General features: G+C 51.6%; 20 protein-coding genes. 11 read left to right on the top strand and 9 right to left on the bottom strand.

Features of this window, described 5'->3' with window-relative positions; all coding sequences use genetic code 11:
- Nucleotides 1-4 precede the first annotated feature (4 nt).
- Nucleotides 5-1,000 carry an adenosine deaminase gene (gene add / locus G556_RS0108360; RefSeq protein WP_211219455.1) on the top strand — a complete coding sequence of 332 codons (996 nt, stop codon included), beginning with the start codon at nucleotides 5-7 and terminating at the stop codon, nucleotides 998-1,000.
- A 40-nt stretch (nucleotides 1,001-1,040) separates the two neighbouring features.
- On the opposite strand, the gene G556_RS0108365 is transcribed toward add, so the two are convergent.
- Nucleotides 1,041-2,330 (bottom strand): DUF2254 domain-containing protein, encoded by a 1,290-nt coding sequence (locus G556_RS0108365; protein ID WP_081675561.1) that lies wholly within the window; start codon nucleotides 2,328-2,330, stop codon nucleotides 1,041-1,043.
- 88 nt (nucleotides 2,331-2,418) lie between these two features.
- On the opposite strand from G556_RS0108365, the gene G556_RS0108370 reads away from it, so the two are divergent.
- The 4 genes from G556_RS0108370 to G556_RS0108385 all read left to right on the top strand — a co-directional run bounded on the left by G556_RS0108370 (nucleotide 2,419) and on the right by G556_RS0108385 (nucleotide 7,021).
- Nucleotides 2,419-2,979, top strand: coding sequence for a YqgE/AlgH family protein (locus G556_RS0108370; protein WP_028822448.1), 561 nt, complete (start codon nucleotides 2,419-2,421; stop codon nucleotides 2,977-2,979).
- Between the two features lie 92 nt (nucleotides 2,980-3,071).
- Nucleotides 3,072-3,776 carry an MtrAB system response regulator MtrA gene (gene mtrA, locus G556_RS0108375; RefSeq protein WP_028822449.1) on the top strand — a complete coding sequence of 235 codons (705 nt, stop codon included), beginning with the start codon at nucleotides 3,072-3,074 and terminating at the stop codon, nucleotides 3,774-3,776.
- Nucleotides 3,757-5,304, top strand: coding sequence for an MtrAB system histidine kinase MtrB (mtrB, locus tag G556_RS10735; protein WP_162139772.1), 1,548 nt, complete (start codon nucleotides 3,757-3,759; stop codon nucleotides 5,302-5,304). The genes mtrA and mtrB overlap by 20 nt, the downstream gene beginning before the upstream one ends.
- The gene (locus G556_RS0108385) at nucleotides 5,264-7,021 is read left to right on the top strand and encodes an LpqB family beta-propeller domain-containing protein (RefSeq protein ID WP_162139773.1); all 1,758 of its coding nucleotides are present in this window, start codon (nucleotides 5,264-5,266) and stop codon (nucleotides 7,019-7,021) included. The genes mtrB and G556_RS0108385 overlap by 41 nt, the downstream gene beginning before the upstream one ends.
- 47 nt (nucleotides 7,022-7,068) lie before the next feature.
- Here the strand turns inward: G556_RS0108385 and mce are convergent, their stop codons facing one another.
- Together mce and pgm are read right to left on the bottom strand one after the other, a co-directional pair.
- A complete protein-coding gene (gene mce / locus G556_RS0108390; protein ID WP_028822451.1) occupies nucleotides 7,069-7,503 on the bottom strand; it encodes a methylmalonyl-CoA epimerase in 435 nt (144 codons plus the stop codon).
- A gap of 49 nt (nucleotides 7,504-7,552) precedes the next feature.
- On the bottom strand, nucleotides 7,553-9,187 hold the full coding sequence (pgm, locus tag G556_RS0108395) for a phosphoglucomutase (alpha-D-glucose-1,6-bisphosphate-dependent) (protein WP_028822452.1): 1,635 nt from the start codon (nucleotides 9,185-9,187) through the stop codon (nucleotides 7,553-7,555).
- 110 nt (nucleotides 9,188-9,297) lie between these two features.
- Between pgm and G556_RS0108400 the strand changes: the two genes are divergently transcribed.
- Entirely contained in the window at nucleotides 9,298-10,185 is an 888-nt protein-coding gene (locus G556_RS0108400; RefSeq protein WP_028822453.1) for a tetratricopeptide repeat protein, read from the top strand.
- On the opposite strand, the gene G556_RS0108405 is transcribed toward G556_RS0108400, so the two are convergent.
- The 5 genes from G556_RS0108405 to glgX all read right to left on the bottom strand — a co-directional run bounded on the left by G556_RS0108405 (nucleotide 10,182) and on the right by glgX (nucleotide 18,149).
- On the bottom strand, nucleotides 10,182-10,475 hold the full coding sequence (locus tag G556_RS0108405) for a YciI family protein (RefSeq protein WP_162139774.1): 294 nt from the start codon (nucleotides 10,473-10,475) through the stop codon (nucleotides 10,182-10,184). The genes G556_RS0108400 and G556_RS0108405 overlap by 4 nt on opposite strands.
- Nucleotides 10,476-10,565: 90 nt before the next feature.
- Complete coding sequence (gene brnQ, locus G556_RS0108410; RefSeq protein WP_028822455.1) at nucleotides 10,566-11,912, bottom strand: branched-chain amino acid transport system II carrier protein; 1,347 nt, start codon at nucleotides 11,910-11,912, stop codon at nucleotides 10,566-10,568.
- A gap of 155 nt (nucleotides 11,913-12,067) precedes the next feature.
- Nucleotides 12,068-13,963 carry a 1,4-alpha-glucan branching protein GlgB gene (glgB, locus tag G556_RS0108415; RefSeq protein ID WP_028822456.1) on the bottom strand — a complete coding sequence of 632 codons (1,896 nt, stop codon included), beginning with the start codon at nucleotides 13,961-13,963 and terminating at the stop codon, nucleotides 12,068-12,070.
- 16 nt (nucleotides 13,964-13,979) lie between these two features.
- Nucleotides 13,980-15,953, bottom strand: a complete 1,974-nt coding sequence (locus tag G556_RS0108420; RefSeq protein WP_028822457.1) for a maltotransferase domain-containing protein — start codon at nucleotides 15,951-15,953, stop codon at nucleotides 13,980-13,982.
- A gap of 93 nt (nucleotides 15,954-16,046) precedes the next feature.
- Complete coding sequence (gene glgX / locus G556_RS0108425; protein WP_028822458.1) at nucleotides 16,047-18,149, bottom strand: glycogen debranching protein GlgX; 2,103 nt, start codon at nucleotides 18,147-18,149, stop codon at nucleotides 16,047-16,049.
- Between the two features lie 182 nt (nucleotides 18,150-18,331).
- Here glgX and G556_RS10740 point away from each other — a divergent pair, with 182 nt between their 5' ends.
- Nucleotides 18,332-19,450, top strand: coding sequence for a cysteine desulfurase family protein (locus G556_RS10740; protein WP_036916250.1), 1,119 nt, complete (start codon nucleotides 18,332-18,334; stop codon nucleotides 19,448-19,450).
- A gap of 25 nt (nucleotides 19,451-19,475) precedes the next feature.
- A complete protein-coding gene (mnmA, locus tag G556_RS10745; protein ID WP_267878607.1) occupies nucleotides 19,476-20,564 on the top strand; it encodes a tRNA 2-thiouridine(34) synthase MnmA in 1,089 nt (362 codons plus the stop codon).
- A gap of 212 nt (nucleotides 20,565-20,776) precedes the next feature.
- Here the strand turns inward: mnmA and G556_RS0108445 are convergent, their stop codons facing one another.
- A complete protein-coding gene (locus G556_RS0108445; RefSeq protein ID WP_028822460.1) occupies nucleotides 20,777-21,280 on the bottom strand; it encodes a hypothetical protein in 504 nt (167 codons plus the stop codon).
- Between the two features lie 150 nt (nucleotides 21,281-21,430).
- Here G556_RS0108445 and gatC point away from each other — a divergent pair, with 150 nt between their 5' ends.
- Genes gatC through gatB form a run of 3 tightly spaced genes read left to right on the top strand, consistent with a single transcriptional unit; the run spans nucleotide 21,431 to nucleotide 24,722 of the window.
- A complete protein-coding gene (gene gatC / locus G556_RS0108450; protein ID WP_016455923.1) occupies nucleotides 21,431-21,727 on the top strand; it encodes an Asp-tRNA(Asn)/Glu-tRNA(Gln) amidotransferase subunit GatC in 297 nt (98 codons plus the stop codon).
- On the top strand, nucleotides 21,727-23,238 hold the full coding sequence (gene gatA, locus G556_RS0108455) for an Asp-tRNA(Asn)/Glu-tRNA(Gln) amidotransferase subunit GatA (RefSeq protein WP_028822461.1): 1,512 nt from the start codon (nucleotides 21,727-21,729) through the stop codon (nucleotides 23,236-23,238). Before gatC ends, gatA begins: the two co-directional genes overlap by 1 nt.
- Complete coding sequence (gatB, locus tag G556_RS0108460) at nucleotides 23,235-24,722, top strand: Asp-tRNA(Asn)/Glu-tRNA(Gln) amidotransferase subunit GatB (protein WP_028822462.1); 1,488 nt, start codon at nucleotides 23,235-23,237, stop codon at nucleotides 24,720-24,722. The genes gatA and gatB overlap by 4 nt, the downstream gene beginning before the upstream one ends.

Genomic DNA, 24,722 nt, shown 5'->3' on the forward strand with positions numbered 1-24,722 from the left:
AATAGTGATTTCATCATTCGTACAGAAGCTTCCGAAGGTTGAGCTTCACCTCCACATCGAGGGCACGCTTGAGCCAGAACTCAAGTTCAAACTCGCTGAACGCAACGGCATCAAGCTCGACCAATCAACTCCGGACGAGGTCCGTGAGTCTTATGACTTCGATGATCTTGCCTCGTTCCTCGACGCTTATTACGACGGCATGAACGTTCTTCGCACTTGCGAAGACTTCTACGATCTTGCGATGGCATACCTATCTAAGGCTGCCGAACAAAACGTCCGCTACGTCGAGATTTTCTTTGATCCGCAGGCCCATACTTGCCGTGGCGTTTCATTCGACACGGTCATCAGAGGTCTACACCGTGCCCAGTTGGATGCAGAAAAGAACCTGGGCATCAAGTCGGCTCTTATCATGTGCTTCCTCCGCGATTTCCAGGCGGAATTTGCGATGGCCACTTTGATGCAGGCTCTTGATTACAAGAACTGGATTGTGGGCGTCGGCCTCGATTCCGACGAGACCGGAAATGCTCCCGACAAGTTTGCCGATGTTTTCGCTAGGGCACGTCAGGAAGGCTTCCTGCTGACGATGCACGCCGACGTGGACATCAAGGATTCCATCGAACATATTCGTCAGTTGATTGAGGAGATCAAGGTCGACCGCATCGACCACGGCACGAACGTGATCGAAAACCCGGAGTATGTCCAGTACTTAATCGATAACAAGGTCGGCCTGACCAGCTGCCCGATCTCAAACACATGGGTTTCCGATGGCTCGAAGATCAAATTGGTCAAGGAGCTAGTCGACAAGGGCGTTAAGGTATGCATCAACTCCGATGATCCCGCCTACTTCGGTGGATACATTGGTGAGAACCTGCAGCTAGTGACAGACGAGCTTGGCAGCGACGAAGAATTCCTCAAGCTGCTCTGCTTGAACGCGGTTGATATTTCTTGGGCGTCTCCGAGCCTTAAGGAAGAGATCCGAGCTGAGATTAAATCCTGCTAAAAGAAAATTTCCCCCGAGAGAATTCTCTCGGGGGAAATTTTTATACTCCGCAATCTGGTGGGGGATCTTTTAGTAGATCCTCCTCCCAGGCAGCGTCTAAAACATGTTGAAGGTCTACTGGGTCTTCGATCTTCTTCTTAGCTGCAGCGATGATTCGTTCTTGCTGTGCCAAAACCATTTCCTTGATTTGCTTGTCACCAATTTCGTATACCGACTCCAAAACTTGGAGAAGTGAAATCAATACGAGAGGTTCGTGGGAACCGTACCTTCTGATTTCACCGCAAAAATCTTCAAGAATTTCGTCGAATCTTCTCGCTGCTGCCCATACCAAGAGCCGATCGTCATCGTCACGCCTGACTTCCGGAAAAATAGGATCTTCAGCTAGGTCCCTAAGAATCGTTGAGCACTGACCAAAAGCGTGAACGGCAGTAGTCGGATCATTAACTCCAGGGCTTAAGGCTCGTACACCAATGTCCAACACCTGCCTCAGCCCGAGGGTGTAGTCAGAGCCGGAAATTCTACCATCATCTAGGTAGATGACTTCGGGTAAATCGGGAGTGTCCTCTCTATCTTCTTCGAACCAATACCTTGCCCAGGCCATGCCGATGATGACCATATCTCCGGGACGGCAATCTATGACAATTGTCGCATCGTTGTCCCTTGCCCATTGCGATGCATGATCGACATCTATCGATTGGATATAGCCAAACCCGTTAGATGTCACCGTACGGGCGCGTTCAGGAACATATGGGCGTTCTAAGTTTTCCCTATGTTCCTTCTCTACTTTGTGGGCAACCTGAGCAGATTTATCGATCGAGGTTCGGATTACCGAATCAACCCGAACCATTTCGACAACTCTTGTTACGTACCAGATGAAAGTGGCGACGGCGATGAAGATGAGCAGAATTGCTGCCGCGACTGCAAACTGCGGAGGTCTATCGATATCTGACGTGTGAATCGAGCGCAAAGCCGCAACTGAGAAGCAAATGATGAATACATAGACCGATATAATCCCGCGAACTGCGCGAGATTGAATGAAGTCTCTCAGCAGTTGATGTGAGAAATTTCCGCTCGCCACTTGAAGCACAATCAAAGTCATCGAAATCGTCGTGGTTAGGACAGTCAACGCGGTAGAGAAGATCATGCTGATCATGTCGGCCGCAGATGAAGCCGAACCCGGCCATAAATATTCTGCAAGGACTCCGTCTTCAGGAAGGTGCAGGGAACCAAGAAAACTACCCAGGCATAATGCCAAGATTCCCATGAATAAAGGCCAAGTCCACAACCTTGAACTGAAGAACTGGCGAACGCGGTTAAAAATGACTCTCATGTCACAACAGTAACTAGAAATGTAACGACGAGGGCTTCTTCATCTGTAGAACCAGTGGATTGCTAGAACGTTGAGATAACCTTTAGATATGGCAAAAGTGATAAAACCTGGCAGTCTGTTGGTGGCTGACGCTTCAACAAATGCAGGTTTTTTCACCCATGCCGTGGTCTTGATAATCGATATCGACGAAACAGGTGCCCTCGGCATTGTGTTGAACAAGGTAAGCAATATTGATCTGAACCGCGTGCTTCCACTTTGGCGAGATCTAACAAATCCGCCTCAATACCTATTTTCTGGGGGCCCCGTATCTCCTGATGGCGCCGTCTGCTTGGCAGTAGCTAACTCAACCGAAACCAGCCCTCTTGGCTGGCGTCGTATCTCAGGTGACTTGGGGCTCTTACAATTAGATACGCCAGTCGAGTTGGTCGAAGGCGCCTACCAGCAACTAAGAATTTTTGCTGGATACTCAGGCTGGGGGCCGGGGCAGTTAGAAGACGAAATCGAAAACGAGATGTGGCAGATAGTTCAGTCGCATCCTGGAGATATTTTCACTGCTAAGCCAGAGGAGCTGTGGAGAAACGTTCTTCGTAGGCAGGGCGGCAGCCTCGGCATCATGGCGAGCTGGACTGCAGACCCGCAGATGAACTAAGGGTTCATGTTATCGGTCAAAACTGGCTAGGATTAAGTAGCCGTTTGAAAGAAGTCGAGGCAAGCTCTATCAGTTGTACGGAAGCAGGAAAAATGGGTCAGTTAGGGGAAACGCGACCTGAAGTTTTGATCGTCGACGATGATGCTGCGCTTGCCGAAATGCTCGAATTAGTTTTGCGTCAGGAAGACTTCAGCACTATTTGGTGCGCTGACGGAAGCAAGGCGGTAGCTGTTTTTAGAGAACATTCGCCGCAGATAGTTCTTCTCGACATAATGCTCCCGGGCAAGGATGGCATTGAAGTGTGTAGGGAGATCCGATCCGAAAGCGGTGTCCCTATCATCATGCTTACTGCCCGAAATGAGACCAACGACGTCGTAAGAGGCCTTAAGGCTGGGGCAGATGACTACGTTTCTAAACCTTTCAAAATTAAGGAGCTGCTAGCGAGGATTCGGGCAAGGTTGCGCGATAACTCTGACGCTTCTAGGGACATTCTTCGAATCGGTGACCTTGAAATCAGCACTATGAGTCACACCGTTTTTAGGGGAGAAGAGCAGATTAATCTGACCCCCCTCGAATTCGACTTGCTGGTTGCTTTGGCGAGCAATCCGATGCAGGTGCTTAGTCGTCAGAAACTTCTCGAAGACGTGTGGGGCTATCGAAATGCGGCAGACACCAGGCTAGTCAATGTGCACGTGCAGAGGCTCCGTTCAAAGATCGAGATAGATCCGGAAAATCCAGTGATCGTCGTAACCGTTCGTGGAGTTGGGTACCGGGCCGGTGAGACTTCTCAAACCTGATTTTTCGTTTTTCAGACTGCCTAAAACCACCCTTGGCAGGCTGTGGCAGTCCTCCTCGATGGCCCGAGTAGTCATTTCAACCGTTCTAACGAGTGTTTTTATCAGCGTCATAGCTGGTCTACTTGTCACTGATCAGGTCACGGATGGAGTCCTTGAAGGCAAACGGCAAAACAGCCAGATAGAGGCCGCAGCGGCATTATCAAGAATGCAAAATGAAATCTTGGGAATGGATCTGGCTAGCGACTCAATATTCGAGCGCTTAAGCAGCGTCGCGCAGCAGATCGGTTCTGAACCAAGCCAGTATTCAATCGTCTTGGAAGCCGGCCTGAGCGTATATCTTTTCAGCGGGGTACTGCCCGAAAGCGTTCCGGAGGAGTTGAAAACGGAAGTCTCCAAAGGCGGCACCGGTCAGTGGATTACCTCTACGGAAATCCTTTATGACGACGATACCGGCGTCCCCGGAATTGTGATTGGTAGCAATCTTCAGTCTGCTGATGGCAAGGAATTTCCCGTTTACTTTCTTTTTCCGCTGACAAGAGAGATTCAAACATTAAGCGTTGTGAGGCAGGCATTGTACTCGGTAGGGCTGATTCTCCTCTTCGCACTCGCAGCGACCATGTGGCTAATTTCTAAGAGCATAGCTAGCCCAGTTGTCGAGGCTAGAAATGTCGCCCAACGAATCGCTGATGGAAACCTAAACGAGCGGTTGGAGGTAAGCGGCAGCGATGAAATAGCCGATCTAGGCCGGTCGATGAACTCGATGGCTTCCACGCTTCAAAACCAGATCGCCAGATTAGAGAACCTCTCCACAATGCAGCAGCGATTCGTCTCTGACGTTAGTCACGAGCTCCGCACTCCGTTGACAACACTAAGGATGGGTGTCGACATGCTCTACGAGGGCAGGGATTCTCTAGATGCCCTCCAGCACAGAGCCGTAGAACTGTTACACAGTGAAGTAGAAAGATTCGAAAGGCTGCTTTCGGATTTACTAGAAATTAGTCGTTTCGATGCAGGTGCAGAAGCTCTCTATCTTGAATACGTGAATTTAAGTGAACTTGTCGAGGAGGAAATATCAGGTGTCGCCTCTTTGAGTAACGAGCTGGAAACCGAAGTCGAGCTGAACAGCGAAGGAGACTGCGTCGCTCACTGCGACCCGAGGAGAATCCGTCGTATTGTTCGTAACCTTCTTACTAACGCTCTGGAGCACGGAGAGAAGAAGCCCGTGCAAGTTGATTGTTCAGATCGGGGAGATTACGTCCGAGTCACTGTAACGGACCACGGTGTTGGGCTGGAGGCCGATCAACTAAAACAAGTTTTTAACCGTTTTTGGCGGGCTAATCCTTCAAGGGCTAGGACCGTTGGTGGAACCGGATTAGGCCTTTCCATTGCCCAAGCAGATGCTCTGCTTCACGGAGGAAGCCTTGAGGTCTGGGGCAGTCCCGGCAATGGAGCTTCATTCACGCTCATCCTGCCAAAGCAAGCTCATAATGGCGCTGAAACGGCTGATTCCGGAGGCGCCGATGCGTAAAATAGCCGTCGTTTTAGCTTTAGTTTTTAGTTCTATTTTGGTTGGGTGCACGGCAATGCCAACAAGTGGTCCGGTCGAATACCTGCAAGGAGTAGAACCGCATGAACAAAGACCTAAAATCAATGTTGCTCCGCTGCCACCGGAACAGGACGCTTCGGCACAGATGATTATCGAGGGTTTTTTAGCAGCGATGGAATCCTCAGCAGATGACTACGCTGTGGCAAAGAAGTATCTGACTCCGGAAGCATCTGATCAGTGGGATCCGGAAGCCAGCGTCCTCGTCTATTCGAAGCAGTCTACTTACGAACAAGGCCCATCGAATTCTATTTCTTTGCGGTTAGAAGAAGTCGGCAACCTAGACGGTTCGGGTTTTTATACATCTAGGAAACCGCACGAAGTAACAATTAATCTGCGTCTGCAGCAGGTTGACGGGCAGCTCAGAATTTCCAACCCTATGCCGGGAATCGTTCTGTCTTCCCAACGGTTCGAACGATCCTTCGCGCCGGTTAAGGCATATTTTGTGGCTCTTGATGAGAGTTCCGTGGTTCCTCAGCAAGTCTTCCTGCAAGCCGCCCGCTTAAATCTTGATGAGATCGTAAAAACGGTTCTGCGTGGCCCGAATAAGTGGCTTGCACCAGTGGTGAAAAACTACGCCCAGGATGCATCGCTTAGTTCTGAAACCTGGATAGACAATGACAAAATCGCAAGGGTTAGCCTAACAGGAGTTAGCCAGGATATTTCTCCCGATCAAGCTGAACTTCTCGCAGCTCAATTGCTGGCAGCCTTGACGAACTTTCAACGAATTCAAGGCGTAAAAATTAAAGTTGATGATTTAGATTTACGAATGTCTGGAAGCAAATCTGGAACACTGTTAGCAAAAGACTGCGGGCTGCTTAAGCCACTCACGCAAGATGCATACAAAATTGTCGGAGTAGCAACAGAGAAGCCAGTTGAGATCGACGATGGGGGACGGGTTACCCCACTTCCACAGTTTGACGGAATTCCAGAACTTCTTGTTTCTCAGGTAGCAGCCAATGATTCCAGCATCGCTGTCACCTCAAATTCTGACTCCCAAATCTGGCTGAGCAAAGATTCAGGGCAGGCTGAAAAAATTTTCGACGGTGAATCCATTAGCTCTTTACAGTTCACCGGAGACTATCTGTGGTGGCTAGCTGATACAGCTTCAGGAACGAGCATCTTCAGAAGGTCTGGCGACGGCACGGTTGACTCCCAAGAGATAATAGCCCTTCGCGGCAGAAAGATTACCGCTCTATCCGTTTGCCAAGACAATGCTTATGCCGCCTTAGTCGTTAACGACGAATACGGCCAGTTATTCGGTATGGTCCGGATTAACAACGTCGATGGCTTGAAGATCGATGGCTGGCGGGAAGTACCGCTTAACTGGAAAGACGGAAAAATTACGTCGGTTAAAGATGCAGCTTGGGCATCCGGTAACAGGATCGTTTATCTTGGATCTTCTGCTTCTGACGGTAAAACTATTGCTTTTGCCACAGACATGGACGCAGCAATAGTTAGCTCACTTGGGCCGTATAGCGAAGTCGAGGCAGTAAAAATTATCGCTGCACCCGTGGGATCGCTCACATCTACGATGGTTCTCACCAACACCGGCAGGGTTCTAAAATTCGAGGAACAGTATCGCTGGCCCGTCTTTGCCAATGACCTATCAAACATCAGCTACGCCATAGACAAGGCATAAAAAATTGGGCAACGCTCAAAGCGTTGCCCAATTTTTATTTCAGATTACTAACCTGGCTGAACGATCTCGATCAGAACACCCTTGCCCGACTTCGGGTGGATGAAGTTGATCTTGGAGCCACCGGTGCCGATGCGAGGCTCATCGTAGAGCAGACGCATTTCGCGCTCGCGGAGGACCTTCGAAACAGCTTCGATGTCGTCGCAGCGCCAAGCCATGTGGTGCAGGCCGGGACGGTTTTTGGTCAGCCACTTAGCAGTGGTCGCATCTTCACGCGTCGGCGAAATGATCTGAATCTGGGTCATGTGCTCTGTGAGTTCCTTAGCGGGAGCGAGCATGATCTCAAAAACACCTTGCTCGTCGTTTACCTCGCGGTGGAGTTCGTGGAAGCCCAGAACCTCGGTGTAGTGCTTAGCCGCTTCTTCTGCGTCGGGGCAGACGTAAGCGATGTGGTCAATGCAAGTGAACAGATCAGAGTTGTCCATGAAGCATTCCTTTCAAAAATCGATAGCTGTCGCTTTAAAGCCTAGCTGATTAGCCCTCGAGGGCCTCAGAGACTACCTCTTTAGCAGCATCTTGAATCTTACTAAGCTCGTTTTCAGAGACGTAGCTTTCGGCATAAATCTTGTATTTATTTTCGGTACCGGACGGACGTGCGGCAAACCATCCCTCGTCAGTCGTAACCTTGATTCCGCCGATCGGTGCGTCGTTACCCGGAGCGTTCGTGTAGACGTTGGTAATTTTCTTTCCAGCCAGTTCAGTTGCTTTGATGTCCTCGGGAGACAGCGCTTTGAGTCGGGCTTTCTCCTCGCGGCTAGCGTCGCTGTCAATTCGCTGGTAGACATATTCGCCGAATTCTTCGGCAAGTTCCGCATAACGCTGGCTTGGGGTCTTTCCTGTCACCGCCGTGATCTCACTTGCGAGGAGATCAAGGATGATTCCGTCCTTGTCGGTCGTCCAAGTGCTGCCGTTCATCTCTAGGAATGATGCACCCGCGGATTCTTCGCCTCCGAAGCCGAGCTCGCCTGAAATCAGACCTGGCACGAACCACTTGAAACCGACGGGAACCTCTACGAGGGTTCGTCCGAGTTCCTTCGCGACGTTGTCGATCATCGAGCTGGACACCAACGTCTTACCGATCTTGGTGTCAACAGGCCATCCCGGACGGTGCCCGAACAGGTATTCGATGGCCACCGCTAGGTAGTGGTTTGGATTCATCAAACCCGCATCTGGAGTTACTATGCCGTGCCGATCGGCATCAGCGTCGTTTCCTGTAGCGATGTCATATTTGTCGCGCTGGTGAACTAGGGACGCCATCGAGTTCGGAGAGCTGCAGTCCATTCGGATCTTGCCGTCCGTGTCCAATGTCATGAAATACCAGGTTGGGTCGATAACCCGGTTCACAACGGTAAGGTTCGGCAACAGATTCTCGGAGATGTACTCCCAGTATTGAGCGGACGCTCCGCCCATCGGGTCGGCGCCGATGCGAAGTCCGGAGGACTTGATCTTATCGATGTCGACGACCAAGGAGAGTTCCTTGCAGTACTTGCTGCGATAGTCGAAGCGGTTTACTTTGCTTGCCGCCTTTTCATAAGGAACACGCTTGACCTTTTTGAAGTCAGGCACCAGCTCGTTGGCGCGATCTGCTATCCAACTGGTCGCGTCGGTGTCTGCCGGTCCACCATTCGGCGGATTGTATTTGAAACCACCATCGCGAGGCGGGTTGTGCGAGGGTGTAACAACTATGCCGTCTGCCTGAGGACCACCTGTGTGCTCACGGTTGTAGCGAATGATCGCGCGAGAAAGCGCCGGGGTAGGCGTGTACTCGTCCTCCTTCTCAGCGAAGACTTCGATTCCTGCAGCTACTAGAACCTCAATAGCGGTCTTCCAAGCGGGTAATGAAAGGCCGTGAGTGTCCTTGGCAATGAAGAGCGGGCCAGTGACGCCCTGCGAGGCGCGATATTCGATGATCGCAGCCGTGATTGCCGTGATATGGGCTTCGTTGAAAGCCCCGTCAAACGCCGAACCACGGTGTCCGGAAGTGCCGAAAACTACCGCCTGGTCGGGGTTAGAAACATCTGGAACTAGATCGTAATATGCAGCAAGAAGTGCATCTACATCAATTAAATCGCTTTTTTCAGCCGGTTTGCCGGCACGTGGATGAGCCATAACTATTATCTTGCCTCCAACTAGGAATAATTTCTCTCGGTTGCATAGTTTCGTCAGCAGGCGTTTCTCGAATAATTGGTTATCGAGAAATAGATGACAAAATAGACAATATGACCGATAAGAACTTTTCGCGGCCAGGAGCCGTTGATTTATCAAATATTGCTGGGGCCACCCCCGAAGCCGAGGGATCCAGCTATGCGATGAACGTCACAGAGGCGGAGCTTGAATGGGTGGCCGGCGAGTCAGTTCGGTACCCGGTCATAATGATCTTTCATTCTCCACGAGACACCGCGGGCTCTGGGGTAGTTAACGTTCTAACTAAGCTGGCAAATGAGGCTGCAGGTAAATGGCTTCTCGCAAAAGTAGACGTTGACAAGTACCCGCAAATTGCCCAAGCGATGCGAATCCAAGCTGTTCCGACCGTCGTAGCGCTGCTAGGTGGTCAGGCGATGCCTCTCTTCCAGGGCACCCGGGACGAGAAGGATATAGCTGCTTTAATGAAGCAGGTCGAGCAGGCGGCAGTTGCAAGCGGAATTACGGGAAGGGCCAAGCCAGCTGCAGGACAGCAGACTGATGATGAGCCTCAGACCGATCCTCGATTCAAAGCCGCCGATGAGGCGCTAGCGAAGGGTGATTACGAGGCAGCCCTAAAAGAATTCGACAAGCTGATCGAGGCAAATCCAAGGGACGTCGAAGCGAAATCCGGTAAGGCCCAAACTGGCCTGCTAGCCAGAACTGCCGATGTGGACCCGGAGTGTATCGAGAAGGCTGATGCTAACCCCCAGGATATTGGTTTGGCCTTCGTCGCTGCCGATGTCGAATTGGCAACGGGGCAGGCCGGCAAAGCTTTCGATCGCCTGCTTGGCCTGATCAAAACCAATTATGGCGATGATCGGGAGAAGATCCGTGTTCGGTTGCTCGAGTTGTTTGAGACTTTGCCGCCAAATAACGAGGATCTTAAGAAGGCCCGTCGAGAGTTGAGCTTGGCTCTCTTCTAGCTTTCGACGTCAAAGTCTCGGGTAACAGGATTCCACTCTGTGATCGAGTAGTAATCCATGACGCCTTCTGTCTGCATGGGATCTTTCCCGATCATTTCCTCGCAATCCTTTTCATCGGAAGCTTTGAAGATAAGCAGGGCGCTGGCAGCCGCGTCGATAAGCGGGCCACCGCCTAGCAGCTTTCCCTGATCTCTTAGGCTCGCAAGGTATTTCCTGTGAGCGGGACGCGTCGCGGCCACGTCTGCATCGCTGCGGTAGGTGTACTCAACTGCGTAATATTTCATGCACATAAAAATACCCTCTACCTGACGGTATAGACACATAAAAAAGGAGAGCACCCCTTCTGGGACGCTCTCCTTAACGATTAGTTTCTCGAATTATTAGTTAGAACTTAGTTCAGCCTCCGGAGTATTAGCTCTTGTGAGACGTCCTTGAACTGCATCGATGATCAATCCGATGATCAATGCGACGAGCGTGAAGGGAGCCCATTCCATGTTTTGTGGTCCGCCCGGAAGCGAATTGAGGAAATGACCGAGTCCCTCGAAAACAGGGAGATTCGTACTCCACAAGGCATCAAAGAAAGCGATGAACGCAGCGGTCCAAGCCGACAAGCGGTAGGTCCAGTGGAACGACCCTGGAATTAACCAGTCGATCACAGCAAGGACGATCAAGCAGATGGCTGCCGGATAAATGAACTGGTTTAACGGCGCCACGATTTTCAGAATCATGGTTAAGCCCAGGTTGGAGAGCACAAGGGCAATTGCGATGTGGATGATGAGCATCGTTTTCCTTGGAACCTTCGGGTACATCGTCTTGAAGTAGGAGGTGGAAGCTCCGATTAGGCCCACTGCCGTTGTAAGGCAAGCAAAGAACGCGATGAGGCCGAAGATTATCTGGCCACTGCGTCCAAACATCAGCGAAGCCGCATAGGCCAATCCGGATGCACCATTGTCGAACTCTTTGCCGGTAATCCTAGTGCCGATTGCGGTCAGGCCTAGGTAAACGAGAGCCAGGCAAACACCTGCGATGATGCCCGATAGGGCAGTAGCGCGGAACAGCTTCTTTTTAGTGTCGAATCCGTTACGGCGAAGCGAAGTGATAATCACGATTCCGAACACGAGAGCGGCAAGCGCGTCCATCGTGAAATATCCTTGCAGCAAGCCAGTCAGCATTGGCGAATCGACGTAGGTTGGGTCCGGTTCGAGAGGTGCCGAAGCGAGTCTGAGAACGCAATTGATGATCAGGATTATGAGGAAGACAAGCAAGATGGGTGTCAACCAAGCTCCGATGTTTTCAACTACTCGATTTTCGTTAAACGTGAGCCAGAAGCAAAGACCAAAGAAAATTACACTGTAGATGAGGAGGCCAAGCTGCTGGTGATCGCCTATCAGTGGTGCGATCCCGATCTCGAAGCTAACCGCAGCCACACGCGGAACCGCATATAAGACGCCTGTCGAAAGAAAAATCGCGATCAACAAAACTTTGCCCGGAATCCGACCAATACGATCGGCGATGCCCCCGACTTTGTCTGGCTCCCTAGCCGAGCCAATAATACCGAAGACAGGAAGTAGCACACCTGTCAGTAGAAAACCGACGATGGCTGGCAATACGTTCGTGCCTGATTGGTAGCCAATCATTACCGGGAAAATTAAATTGCCTGCTCCGAAAAACATGGCGAATAACGCAAGGCCTGTGACGGCGATTACGTAAGGTTTTGAATTTCGCATTAAAACTTCCTCATCAGATAGCCCTATTGGCCGTATCTCATGGGTTCTATCAGAAAAAAGTCCTTCAGAATCGAAGGTTCTAACCCTGAGACGACATATAAAACAGCAAAGTTAAAGCGGCCCGCTTGTTCGGCAGGCCGCTTTAACTAAACGAACTAACCCTCGTACCTGAGCAACACAGCGCCAAGCGGAGGAACAGTGATATTAGTATGAGCCCAGTCGCCTTCATTATCTCCGGCAACCGCTTCAATGGGATCGAGGTTCAGATATTCATTCAAGCCATCGAATTTCTCGGAATCAGTATTCAAAATTTCCACCCACTTACCCGAATAAGGCATCCAAATTGGGTAGCCAACGTATGGATTAGGGGAGAAATTGATGATGCACGCGATGTGCTGGCCATCTGAACTGTGACGCAGATAGCTAATCATGTTTCGCTGATTGTCATCAGCATTGATCCAAGTGAAACCTTCTGGCTGTGAATCGAGCTCATACAGAGCTGGGTTTTCCGCCTGAAGATGGTTCAAAGTCCGAATAAGTTGTCGGTTGCCGTTGTGTCCCCAAAGACCGTCAACCCACCATTCGAGACTGTCTGATTCGTTCCACTCAGATCGCTGAGCGAACTCTTGGCCCATGAATAGCAACTGCTTACCTGGGAAGCTCCACATGTAGGTGTAGAAAGCCTTAAGCGTGGCGAACTTCTGCCAGTCGTCGTTCGGAATCTTGTTGATCATCGAACCTTTGCCGTGCACGACTTCGTCGTGGCTGATGGGCAGGATGAAGTTCTCCGAATATTGGTAGACCATAGCGAAGGTAAGGTCGTTGTGGTGCCATTGACGATAGATAGGATCTTCGTTCAAGTAGCGCAGGGTGTCATTCATCCAGCCCATATTCCACTTGAAACCGAAACCTAAGCCGCCCCAATCAACGGGTTTGGTGACTCCGTCGAAGCTGGTGGATTCCTCAGCAATCATGACTACGCCTGGCTCGCGTTCATAAAGATGCTTGTTTACGTAGCGAAGCAGATCGATAGCCTCGAGGTTCTCACGTCCGCCGTGAATATTCGGCACCCATTCGCCTTCTGGTCTGGAGTAGTCCAGGTAAAGCATGGATGCAACTGCATCTACTCGCAAAGCATCCGCATGGAACTCTTGGACCCAATAGAGAGCATTAGAAACCAGGAACGACTTGACCTCGTTGCGGCCGTAGTTGAATATGTACGTGCCCCAATCCAGCTGTTCGCCTTGGCGAGGATCGGAGTGCTCGTAGAGAGCGGTGCCATCGAAGCGGCCAAGAGCCCAGTCATCTTTGGGGAAATGCCCTGGAACCCAATCGATGATTACGCCGATTCCTGCCTCATGAAGCTTTTCAATCAGATAACGGAAGTCGTCCGGGTTGCCGAGTCTGGAGTCCGGAGCATAGTAGCCGGTTACCTGGTAACCCCAGCTAGGAGTGAAGGGGTGGCTCATCGGAGGCATCAATTCGACATGAGTGAAGCCCTGCCACTTAACGTACTCAGGCAACTGATGGGCTAGTTCGCGGTACGAAAGGCCTTTGCGCCAACTGCCAAGATGCAACTCGTAAACAGACATCTGAGACTTGTAGATGTCTGTTTCGGCGCGCTTCTCAAGCCATTCGTCTTCAGCAGATCCCCACTTGTAGTTACTTTCCCAAACGATGGATGCGTTGCTTGGGGGAGTCTGTGCGAACCGCGCGTACGGGTCTACCTTCTCCTGCCAAGTGCCATCTGCGTGTTGGATTTTGTACTTGTAAAGCGTGCCCTCGAGAACGTTTTCCTTCCACAAACCCCAAACGCCGGAGCCAGGGATTAGTTCCATGTCGTCGCCCTGCCACCAGTTAAAGTCGCCCATAACCTGAACGCGCTTGGCGTTCGGAGCCCAAACCGCGAACCGCGTACCGCGAAGCTCACCGCGTTCGTCGTCGTGGACCGTGACGACGTGAGAACCAAGCCTACGCCAGGCTTCCGTGTCGCCACCGCTGTGGAATCCTTCAAGATCCCAGCCTGTCAGGTTGCCAAACTTGTCATGCATTGGCGTGTCCTTCCAATTAGTGAATAGTCCGCTGCACGACCAGGATGTGAGCGGGGTTTGCAGGGTCGAGAGCCACGAAATTCTTCCGTCCCCAAACGAAGTTTCGACCGCTGAGCTCATCGTGCACGCCGATTAGCTCGTAGTTTCCTAGTGGTAACGCCCTATCCGGAATTGATACTTCTCCGGAAACTGCTTCGTTTTCGTTAAGGCTGACTACAACGATTATCTCGTTGTCGCCGTCCTTCTTGATGAATGCGAAGATGTCATCGTTATTCGTTTCAAGCAGTTCGACTTGCCGCAGCTGCTGAAGAGCAGGATGTTTCCTGCGGATCTCGTTCAATTGGAGCATCAACCCATTTAGATTCGGCTCAGCCTCGTAATCCCTCGGGCGGTATTCGTATTTCTCGGAGTGGTCGTAGACCTCCATCTCCGGGCGGTACGGCTTGTGTTCGAAGAGTTCGTAACCGGAGTAAACGCCCCAAGACGGGGACATCGTCGCAGCTAGAATCATGCGAAGCGCGAAAGCTGCTGGCTTTCCAGAACGTACCTGCCATGGGTTGATGTCCGGTGTGTTCACGAACATGTTAGGCCGCATGAAGTCGGCCGTCTCATGTGCGACCTCCATCAAGTAGGAGCCGAGTTCCTTCTTGGAAGTGCGCCAGGTGAAGTATGTGTAGCTCTGCTGGAAACCGACCTTGCCAAGATTGCCCATCACTACTGGGCGGCTGAAAGCTTCCGCTAGGAACACAATCTCGGGATTCTTCTTGTTGACCTCTGCGATCAGCTTTTCCCAGAAAAGAAGAGGCTTGGTGTGCGGGTTATCGACGCGAAATATCGTCACGCCGTGGTCGATCCAGAATCGGACTAGCCGTAATACTTCCTTGAAGATCCCTTCGGGATCATTGTCAAAGTTGATCGGATAGATATCCTGATATTTCTTGGGTGGGTTTTCTGCGTATGCGATAGTGCCATCGGGACGGATGGTGAACCACTCCGGGTGTTCTTTAACCCATGGGTGATCCGGAGAACACTGCAAGGCGAAGTCTAGTGCGACCTCAAGGCCAAGAGACTTTGCTTTAGCGGTGAACGAATCGAAATCCTCAATGGTTCCCAAATCAGGGTGAATAGCGTCGTGCCCGCCTGCAGGAGAGCCAATTGCCCAAGGCGAACCGGGATCTTCTTCAGTGGCATCTAGAGAGTTGTTAGGGCCCTTCTTGAAAGTGGACCCAACCGGATGAATCGGGGTGATATAAGCGACATCGAACTTCAGTTCTGCGATGCGCTCGAGCATTTTTTCAGATTCTTTCAGAGTCCCCGAGTGCCATTTACCGGACTCGTCCTGGTAGGCGCCCTGCGAACGAGGGAAAAACTCGTACCAGCTTCCGTATAACGCCCTCTTGCGTTCGACACGAATCGGGAACTTTTGTGTTGGCGTTGCAAACTGGCGAGGAGCGTAGAGACTCATCGCCTCGTCGATCTCTTTGCCATCTACCAAGCGGGCAAGTTCTTTGTGATCGTTTTCAGGCTTTAACTTTGCCGCTACCTCGGCGATAAGCTGCGCTGCTTTATCGTCGCCGGCACTCTTAGCGTTCTTTATGGCTGGCTTAAAAAGTTCTTGACCCTCCAAACACACCAGCTCGACATCCTGGTCGATCGGAAGTTTGATTTCCGCATTGTGGTGCCAGGTGTGCCAGGCGTCGCCGTAGCCCTCGATGTAAAAATTCCATTCGCCAATTTCATCTAGGCGAACCCAAGCCTCGAAAATGTCTAGTCCTTCAGGCCATACCTGGGGGAGTGGCTGGCGGATCTGCTTTCCGCTTGGTGCGATGAGGATCACATCAGCGGCGACCTCATCGTGTCCTTCTCGAATGATACGAGCCCTAATGGGGATAGCTTCGTTAACTGTCGCCTTAGAGGGGTAAGCGCCGTGCTCAATAACGGGCTCTACCTGACCAACTGGAATACGGCCGAATCCAATGTTTTTGTTCACGTAACAAACGGTATCCGAGAGTTGATCCTAAAGTGAACAATTGCCAGTGTTAGCTGGATGAAATTATTCTTGTAGCGCTTAGAAAGCGCCGATTTAGGCGCATTGTTGCTTGTCGTCTACAGAAACTTTCATATAAACGACAGTCCTTGCAGGCATAACGAAAATCTCACCTGAAGAGAACTCTTTCTCGGCGAACTCTTCATCCAAGCCTGTGTGCAGTTCGATACTGAATTTTTTCCCCCACGAATCGTCCGGAAGAGTTACTTCGAGTGGTTCAGTGCCGTTGTGATACCAAATCAGTTCGGCATTATCAGCATCGGACATGTACATGCCGAGAATCTTGCGGCTCTTGTCGTGCCAGTCGTCCATGTTCATCTCGGTCCCTGATTCAGTTAGCCAAGCCAACTCGTATCTACCAAGACCTCGTCCTTCGCTGTCTTTGATTTCGTCGTGACCAAGGAACCTTTGGTTACGGATTAAACCAGAATCAGCTCGGATTTGAGCTAGCTTAGCCATCACATCACGAATGTGTGCCCACTCTGGGTCGCTTTCCCAATTGACCCATCCGATAGGTGAATCTTGGCAATACGCATTGTTGTTGCCCATCTGCGTACGTCCGAATTCGTCGCCAGCGGTAACCATTGGAACGCCTCGAGAGAGCATTAGCGTGGCGAGCATATTACGGACTTGGCGAGTGCGAAGCTCGTTGATTTCTGGAATGTCTGTTTCGCCCTCGACCCCATAGTTGCACGAACGGTTGTCGTTGGAACCGTCATGATTCTTCTCGCCGTTGCGCTTATTGTGCTTGTTGTTGTAAGTCGTCAGATCACGCATCGTGAAGCCATCGTGGGCCGTCACGAAGTTGATCGAGGCGCTCGAAGGTCTACCGTTTTGGTTGAAAATATCGGATGATCCGGAAAGCCTGGTGGCAAGCTGTCCGACGCCGTTGTTATAGCCCCGCCAATAATCGCGGATCTGCGAACGGTATTGATCATTCCACTCGCTCCAGCGGCTTCCCCAAGCTCCAATCTGATAACCGTCAGGGCCGACGTCCCACGGCTCTGCGATCATTTTTATATCGCTCAGGATCGGATCCGAATCGATGATTTGCTTGAATGGGTGGGCTAAGTCCACATTATGGTGCTTGTCTCGGATCAGTTCCGGAGCAAGATCGAATCTAAAACCGTCAACGCCCATTTCCTGGACCCAATAGCGCATCGAGGAAATGATCAGCTCTAATACGTCATCGTTCGAAGTGTTGATCGAATTTCCGCACCCCGTGACGTCGTAGTCGCTGCGAAGATCAGGGGTGAGCCGGTAGTAGCCCTGATGATCGATCCCGCGATAGCAAAGTGTTGGACCGTCGATGCCGCCCTCGCCAGTGTGGTTGTAGACAACGTCGATAATCACTTCGATGCCAGCGTCGTGAAGAGCTGAGACCATTGCTTTGAATTCGCTGACCTGCTCGCCGAGAGAGCCAACAGAGCAGTACCCGGAGTGCGGCGCGAAAAAGCCGATTGGGTTGTAACCCCAGTAGTTGACTAAACCGCGTCGAATCAGGAACGGCTCGCTGATGAAATGGTGGACGGGAAGTAGCTCAACTGCTGTTACGCCGATGCTCTTTAAGTAGTCGGTCACGGCGGGGTAGGCGAGCCCTGCGTAGCTACCTCTTAAATGCTCTGGCACGGCAGGGTGTAGCTTCGTGAATCCCCTGACATGCAATTCGTAAATGACTGAATCGCTGAGAGCCTTTCGATTTTTGATCGGCCTAGCCGGCTTTGTGGGTTCGACCACTACAGATAGAGGCACGTAAGCAGCCGAATCTTTCACGTCGGGTACGTAATAAGACTCTTTAGCGTGATCGAAAATTGGTCCTGAATAATCGATCCCTGCAGTGATGGCCTTAGCCAACGGATCTAAAAGCAGCTTATGGAGGTTAGACCTCATTCCCCTGTCGGGGGCCCATTGCCCATGGACTCTGAAACCGTATCGTTGTTTAGCTTTAACTCCAGGTATGAAGATATTCCAGCTTCCACCGCTGGGTTGCATTTCGAAAATGCGCTGGCTGCCGTCTTCATCGACTAGCGCCAGTTCCACTTTTTCAGCACGCGGAGCCCACAAACCGAAAGAGCAGCCATCGTCAGTCAGGTTTGCTCCCAGGCTGGTGTCGCGCTCTGCAGTTGAAAACGGGAACATAAAACTCCTGGTTAGTGACGCTTAGAGCGTCGGTGCTGAATACTAGTAAAACGTTTGCTTCAGGGGGTTAGAAAAGCAAAAATTTTAAAATCAAACAAGCTATTTTAACCATTAACTAGGGCTAAAACATATTGTGAAAGCAACAGGTCCGAGGAAACTCTAAGAGGAGGGAATATTCATAGATGGACGGCGCTTTTCTTGATCACGCCGCAAGTTCACCCCTTAGGCCGGTAGCGCTTGAGGCAATGGTCGGATGTGCGGGTTTGAGCAATCCTGCTTCGCTTCACCGAAAAGGTCGGCTAGCAAGGGCAAGTCTTGAAGACGCAAGGGAAAAGATTGCTAATTTGTTCGGCGCTAAGCCAGACGAGGTTATCTTTACCTCTGGAGGAAGCGAATCAGACACCATCGCAGTTCTTGGCACGTCAGCGCTGCAGGAGACCAGTCGCCCCGAGCTTGTAATAAGCCCTATTGAGCATCAGGCAGTAGAAAAATCTTCGGAAGTGCTGGGCGCTAGGTTGCGGAAGGCACGAGTCAATTCCGAAGGCGTCGTGGATCTCGAATCTTTGCGGCTGAACGAAAAGACTGGTCTTGTCAGCGTGATGTGGGCGAACAACGAGGTCGGGTCGATACAGCCAATCGACCAGATTGTCGCTTTTGCGAAAAAAGCCGGATCTTTAGTCCATTGTGACGCGGTTCAAGCGGCGGGACACTTTCCCATTGACTTCGATGAGAGCGGTATCGATTTATTAAGTATTTCAGCCCACAAAATGGGCGGTCCTGTGGGCATTGGAGCTTTAATTATCAAGCGTGGTCTGAATCTACCTCCGTGGGGACTAGGCGGAAGACAAGAAGGCGGCATTCGTTCTGGTACTCAACCAGTCGCACTGGCCAACGGTTTTGCAGCGGCAGCATCAGAAGCAGTAAATGCCATCGACGGAGAATTTGAAAGGATCTCCAAACTCAGGGATCAGATTATCGAAACGGTCAACTCTACACCTGGGACTCGCGTTAATGGAGACGGCTCTAATCCGTACGTAATCAATATTGGTGTTGATGGAACCTCTGCCGATGACCTCCTCTTTTTATTCGACCAACGTGGAATCTGCATCTCCACTGGTTCGGCATGCCGAGCTGGCGTACACGGGCCCAGCGAAGTGCTATTAGCAATGGGACAGAATGCCCAGGAGGCGAGTCAAGCTATCCGTCTCAGCATGGGGTGGGCCACTACAGAAGAAGAAGTGCGTTTCTTCGTAGCCGCGTTTCGGGAAGTGGTGGAAACCGCAAGATCAGTGCAGTGGTGATTTAAGTCGTAGTGCATACACTGGCATGGTGCGAGTTTTATCTGCGATGTCCGGAGGCGTCGATTCCGCTGTTGCAACTGCGAGGCTGATAGATGCTGGCCACGAAGTCACCGGCGTGCATCTAGCTCTGTCGAGAACGGCCCTTGCCCAGCAAATTGGCGCCAGAGGATGCTGTTCTCTTGCTGACTCTAATGATGCGCGCAGAGTGGCAGATAAATTGGGCATTCCCTTTTACGTTTGGGACTTTTCCGAAAGGTTCGCAGACGAAGTAATTACTGACTTCCTGGACGAGTACTCCCAGGGCAGGACCCCAAATCCTTGCCTTAGGTGCAATGAGAAGATCAAATTTGCGGCGCTACTGGAACGAGGAAGAGCTCTAGGTTTTGATGCTGTGGCAACTGGTCACTACGCCCAAGTTAAAAAGGTGAACGACCATTACGAGCTTTGGCGTGCGGCAGATTCGGCAAAAGATCAGTCTTACGTGTTGGGTGTCCTAGACCAAGACCAGCTCGCGCATTCGCTCTTTCCGCTGGGTGGATCGGTAAAGAGTGATGTTAGAGCCGAGGCAGCAGAGCTTGGATTTTCTGTTGCAAATAAGCCAGACTCGGTTGATATCTGCTTTATTCCTACGGGCGATACCGCTGGCTTTTTAACAGAAAAACTCGGCCCAAAACCCGGCGAAATAGTAGATACAGCAGGCAACACAATCGGTCATCATGATGGAACATATAGGTTCACGATTGGTCAGCGTAAAGGTCTGAATCTTGGTGTACCTGCTCCGGATGGTAAGCCTCGTTATGTAGTTGGTATCGATCCGAACCAGTCCAAGGTCGTCGTCGGCAGCAGGGCTGAGCTAGGCGTGAGGTGCTTTGAGGGCATCAGGCCGAAGTGGACGCAGGGCCCTGTACACGAAGCTTGGCACGGTCTGGTGCAGGTTCGAGCTCACGGCCGACCAGTCGAAGCGCAAATCGATTTCGATGGGGAAAACGTCATCGTCAAGTTGGACGAAGATCTGACCGCCTTGGCGCCGGGTCAATACGCCGTTCTCTACGATGGAGACCGAGTCGTCGGTAGCACCATCGTTGCTAACACCAAATCCGTCGCAGAGGTTTAATAAAAATGAAGGGTTTTAGCGACTTAAATATAAACGGGAACACCCCCGTCAGAGTCCAGCCTGAAAGCGATGAGTGGGGGCCAAAACGTGTCTTGTCGGTTAGTCAGAAGAAACGGGCCAGGGCTCTAGTTTTTGTTGCGACGATTATCTCGGCGACCGCTGTCGGCCTCGCGATGAAATTTTTCTTCGACATCCTCATGCTTGGTTGACCACTAAAACCATGCGCTTAGCGCTCCTGCAAGCAGAAAAGCCTCTATGAGGTTTCTCGCGATGTACCCCAGCGTCATCATGCTGGAAAAAATAACAGCGTTTGCTTTAGCCGCACCCGCAATCAGGGTGGTCGGATAGTTAGGTGGGATGCTGAGAGCTCCAGAACAGAAAATGACCACGGGCCCCAGCTTCTTGTGAGTGATTAACGACTCAGCTTTGGCTACTAGCCAGAGCCACCTTTTTCGCCATTTGCCTGGTCCGCTCGGCTTGGAAGGTACATTCCTTTTTCTGAGCCAGGCGATCTTTTTGCCTTGCCTAACTAATTGAAACAGAACGGCCTTTCCGATGCCTTGGCCCAGACCGAGACCTATCCCCAAAGGAAAAGGATCTATTAGGTCAGTGGCCAAGGTCGCAGCAATGAATGTTTCCGCGTTAAAAACGGGGATCATGGATGCGAGGAGCCCGAACGCGAACGCACTAAAAAACTGCGCTGCTAGAAGATGCATTCGAACTTCCGTTCTGCCATGAGCCGAGCAAATTATTTTCTTTGTCTGGCACCGCCGGACTTTTCCAGGGTCGCTTTCTGATACAGATGTTATCTTTGCTTAGGTCTAGGATTAACAAGGTTGATGCATTTATAGATAAGGAGTCTTGCGGTGGCGCTAACCGTTCAGGACGTAGCTCGACTGGCCGATCTTGCCAGAATCGAGTTAACCGATGATGAGCTAGAGCGTTTCGTACCTCAGCTCGACGTGATTCTTGAATCAGTTGCCAGCGTCTCGGACGTGGCTGATAGGGACATCGTTCCGACGTCCCATCCAATCAAAATGGAGAATGTCTTCCGCGACGATGTAGTTAAGCAAAGCTGGTCTCCGGAAAGCATGTTGGCAGGAGCCCCTGCTGTCGAAGATGGCCAATTCGAGGTGCCAAGGATCTTGGGTGAGGGAGCCTGATGAGCGAACTAACTAGGCAAAGCGCTGCCGAACTAGTCAAGAAGCTTGAGTCCGAAGAGGTCTCTAGCGAGGAACTTACCAAGCAGAGCCTGGCGCAGATGGATGCGGTCGAAGATAAGGTTCACGCCTTTCTATCTGTAGACCAGGAAAGGGCGCTTGAGCAGGCAAGACAAATAGACGCTAGGCGGAAGTCAGGGGAGAAGCTTTCCCCGCTAGCTGGAATCCCTGTGGCCGTTAAGGACCTCTTCTGCTACCAGGGAATGCCTACCACTGCTGCTTCTAAGATCCTCGATGGGTGGGTGCCCCCGTACGACTCAACCGTAGTCAAGCGTTTGCTAGACGCCGGAATGGTGATTTTGGGCAAGACCAACTTGGACGAATTTGCGATGGGTAGCTCGACCGAGACGTCCGCTTTTGGTCCCACCCATAATCCGTGGGATTTGGAAAGAATACCCGGCGGCTCTGGTGGCGGTTCTGCTGCCGCTGTTGCTGCTTATGAAGCCCCGCTTGCTGTGGGCACAGATACGGGCGGTTCTATCCGCTCCCCAGCATCGGTCACCGGCACGGTTGGCATGAAGCCAACATATGGTTCGGTGTCCCGCTACGGCGTGATTGCGATGGCTTCTTCTCTGGATCAGCCTGGCCCCTGTTCTAGAACTGTCGAAGACGCTGCTTTGCTTCATTCAGTGATGGCAGGGCACGACCCCATGGACTCGACTTCTATCAATAAACCGGTTCCGGACGTTGTTTCTGCTGCTCGCAAGAAGGACATTAAAGGTCTGAAGATTGGAGTGGTTAAGGAACTTGACGGGGAAGGCTACGAGGCGGGCGTTAAGGCCCGTTTCTCTGAGGCGGTAGAGGTCCTAACTGATTTAGGTGCAGAGGTCGTCGAGATCAGCTGCCCGAGTTTCAAATACGCACTCGCTGCCTACTACCTGATCATGCCTGCTGAAGTCTCCAGCAACATGGCTCGATACGACGGCATACGTTACGGCCTACGCGTGAGCGAATCTGGTATGAACGTCGAGCAAACTATGCGCGAGACGCGCGCCAAGGGGCTTGGCGAAGAAGTTAAGCGTCGTGTCATCATCGGTACGTACGCTTTGTCCAGCGGCTACTACGACGCCTATTACGGGTCTGCCCAGAAGGTGCGAACACTTATTAAGCAGGACTTCGAGGCTGCTTTTCAGAAATGCGATGTGTTGATTTCTCCGACAACGCCGTTTACTGCATTCAAGATCGGCGAGAAGATCGACGATCCGATGAGTATGTATCTTTCTGATCTCTGCACCATTCCTGCCAACTTGGCGGGCTTGCCTGCTGGTTCGATTCCCGTCGGATTGTCGCCTGATAACGGCATGCCCGTAGGCCTGCAGGTAATCGCGCCTGCGTTGCGCGATGAACTCTGCTATCAGATCGGTGGCGCACTAGAAGCCGCCCTCGTGGATCGCTGGGGTGGACTTCTTCTTTCGCAAGCTCCGGAGCTGACAGATAAGCAGGTGATCGCATGATCGACGAACTGATGGATTTTGATGAGGCGATGGAGCGTTTCGACCCCGTTTTGGGCCTTGAGGTGCACGTTGAGCTATCGACAAAGACAAAAATGTGGTGTGGCTGCGTAAACGGTCCCGGTGAGCCGAATACTCATACGTGTCCCGTGTGCCTAGGTCTGCCTGGTTCGCTTCCGGTTGTGAACGGTAAAGCAGTCGAATCCGCAATTCGGATCGGACTTTCCCTGAACTGTGAGATTGCCGAGTGGTGTCGTTTCGCGCGAAAGAACTACTTCTACCCGGATATGTCGAAGGACTATCAGGTCAGCCAGTATGACGAGCCGATCTGCTATGAGGGGCATGTAGAGATCGAACTTGACGGCGAGACCTACCAGATTCCCATTGAGCGAGCTCACATGGAAGAAGACGCGGGCAAGCTAACGCACGTTGGTGGAACCGGCAGAATCCAGGGCTCTCAGTACTCTTTAGTTGATTACAACCGAGCAGGTGTTCCTCTGGTAGAAATCGTCACCAAGCCGATCTACGGCACCGGGGCGAAGGCTCCCGAAGTTGCTGCGGCGTATATGGAGTTCCTGCGCGATCAGATGCATGCACTGGGTGTATCGGATGCTCGCATGGAGCGTGGCAATCTTCGCTGCGATGCTAACGTCTCGCTGATGCCTAAGGGCTCTACTGAGCTTGGTACGCGAACCGAGACAAAGAACGTGAACTCTCTTCGCTCTGTAGAGGCAGCATTGCGCTACGAAATTTGTCGTCAGGCTGCAGTTCTTGCTGGTGGCGGCAAGGTCAAGCAGGAGACTCGAATGTGGAACGAAGAGGGCTACACAACTGCTGGTCGTTCTAAAGAGCATGCTGAGGATTATCGCTACTTCCCGGAACCTGACCTGGTTCCGGTTGCTGCAAGTCGCGAATGGGTAGAGAAACTTAGAAACGAGCTGCCAGAACCTCCGGCTAAGCGTAGGGCAAGGCTTCAGTCCGAGTACGGGTTCACCGATTTAGAGATGCGTGACGTTTTAGCCATCGAGGGTGCGCTCGACTTAATTGAAGAGACTGTAGATGCAGGTGCTGATCCGGCTTCTTCGCGAAAGTGGTGGGTCTCTGAATTAGCTAGGCGAGCAAATGAGGCGGGGCGCCCGCTCGATGAAGTTGGCATGAACCCGACTCAAGTGGCTGAGCTCCAAAAGCTAGTTGATGAAGGAACACTGACAGATAAGCTGGCTCGTCAAGTTATTGATGGGGTAGTGGCCGGGGAGGGTGATCCTTCAGAAGTCGTAAAAGCTAGAGGCCTTGCAGTAGTTAGCGATGACGGGGCTTTGAGCGCTGCCGTCGACGAGGCTATCGCAGCTAACCCCGAAACCGCTGAGGCAATCAGGGGTGGTCGCGTCAAGGCCGCGGGTGCTCTAATCGGTGCAGTGATGAAAGCTATGAGGGGCCAGGCAGATGCCGGCAAAGTCAGGGAATTGATAATTAAAAAATTGAGCTAG

This window comes from Propionimicrobium lymphophilum DSM 4903, assembly GCF_000423485.1.
Taxonomy (GTDB): domain Bacteria; phylum Actinomycetota; class Actinomycetes; order Propionibacteriales; family Propionibacteriaceae; genus Propionimicrobium; species Propionimicrobium lymphophilum.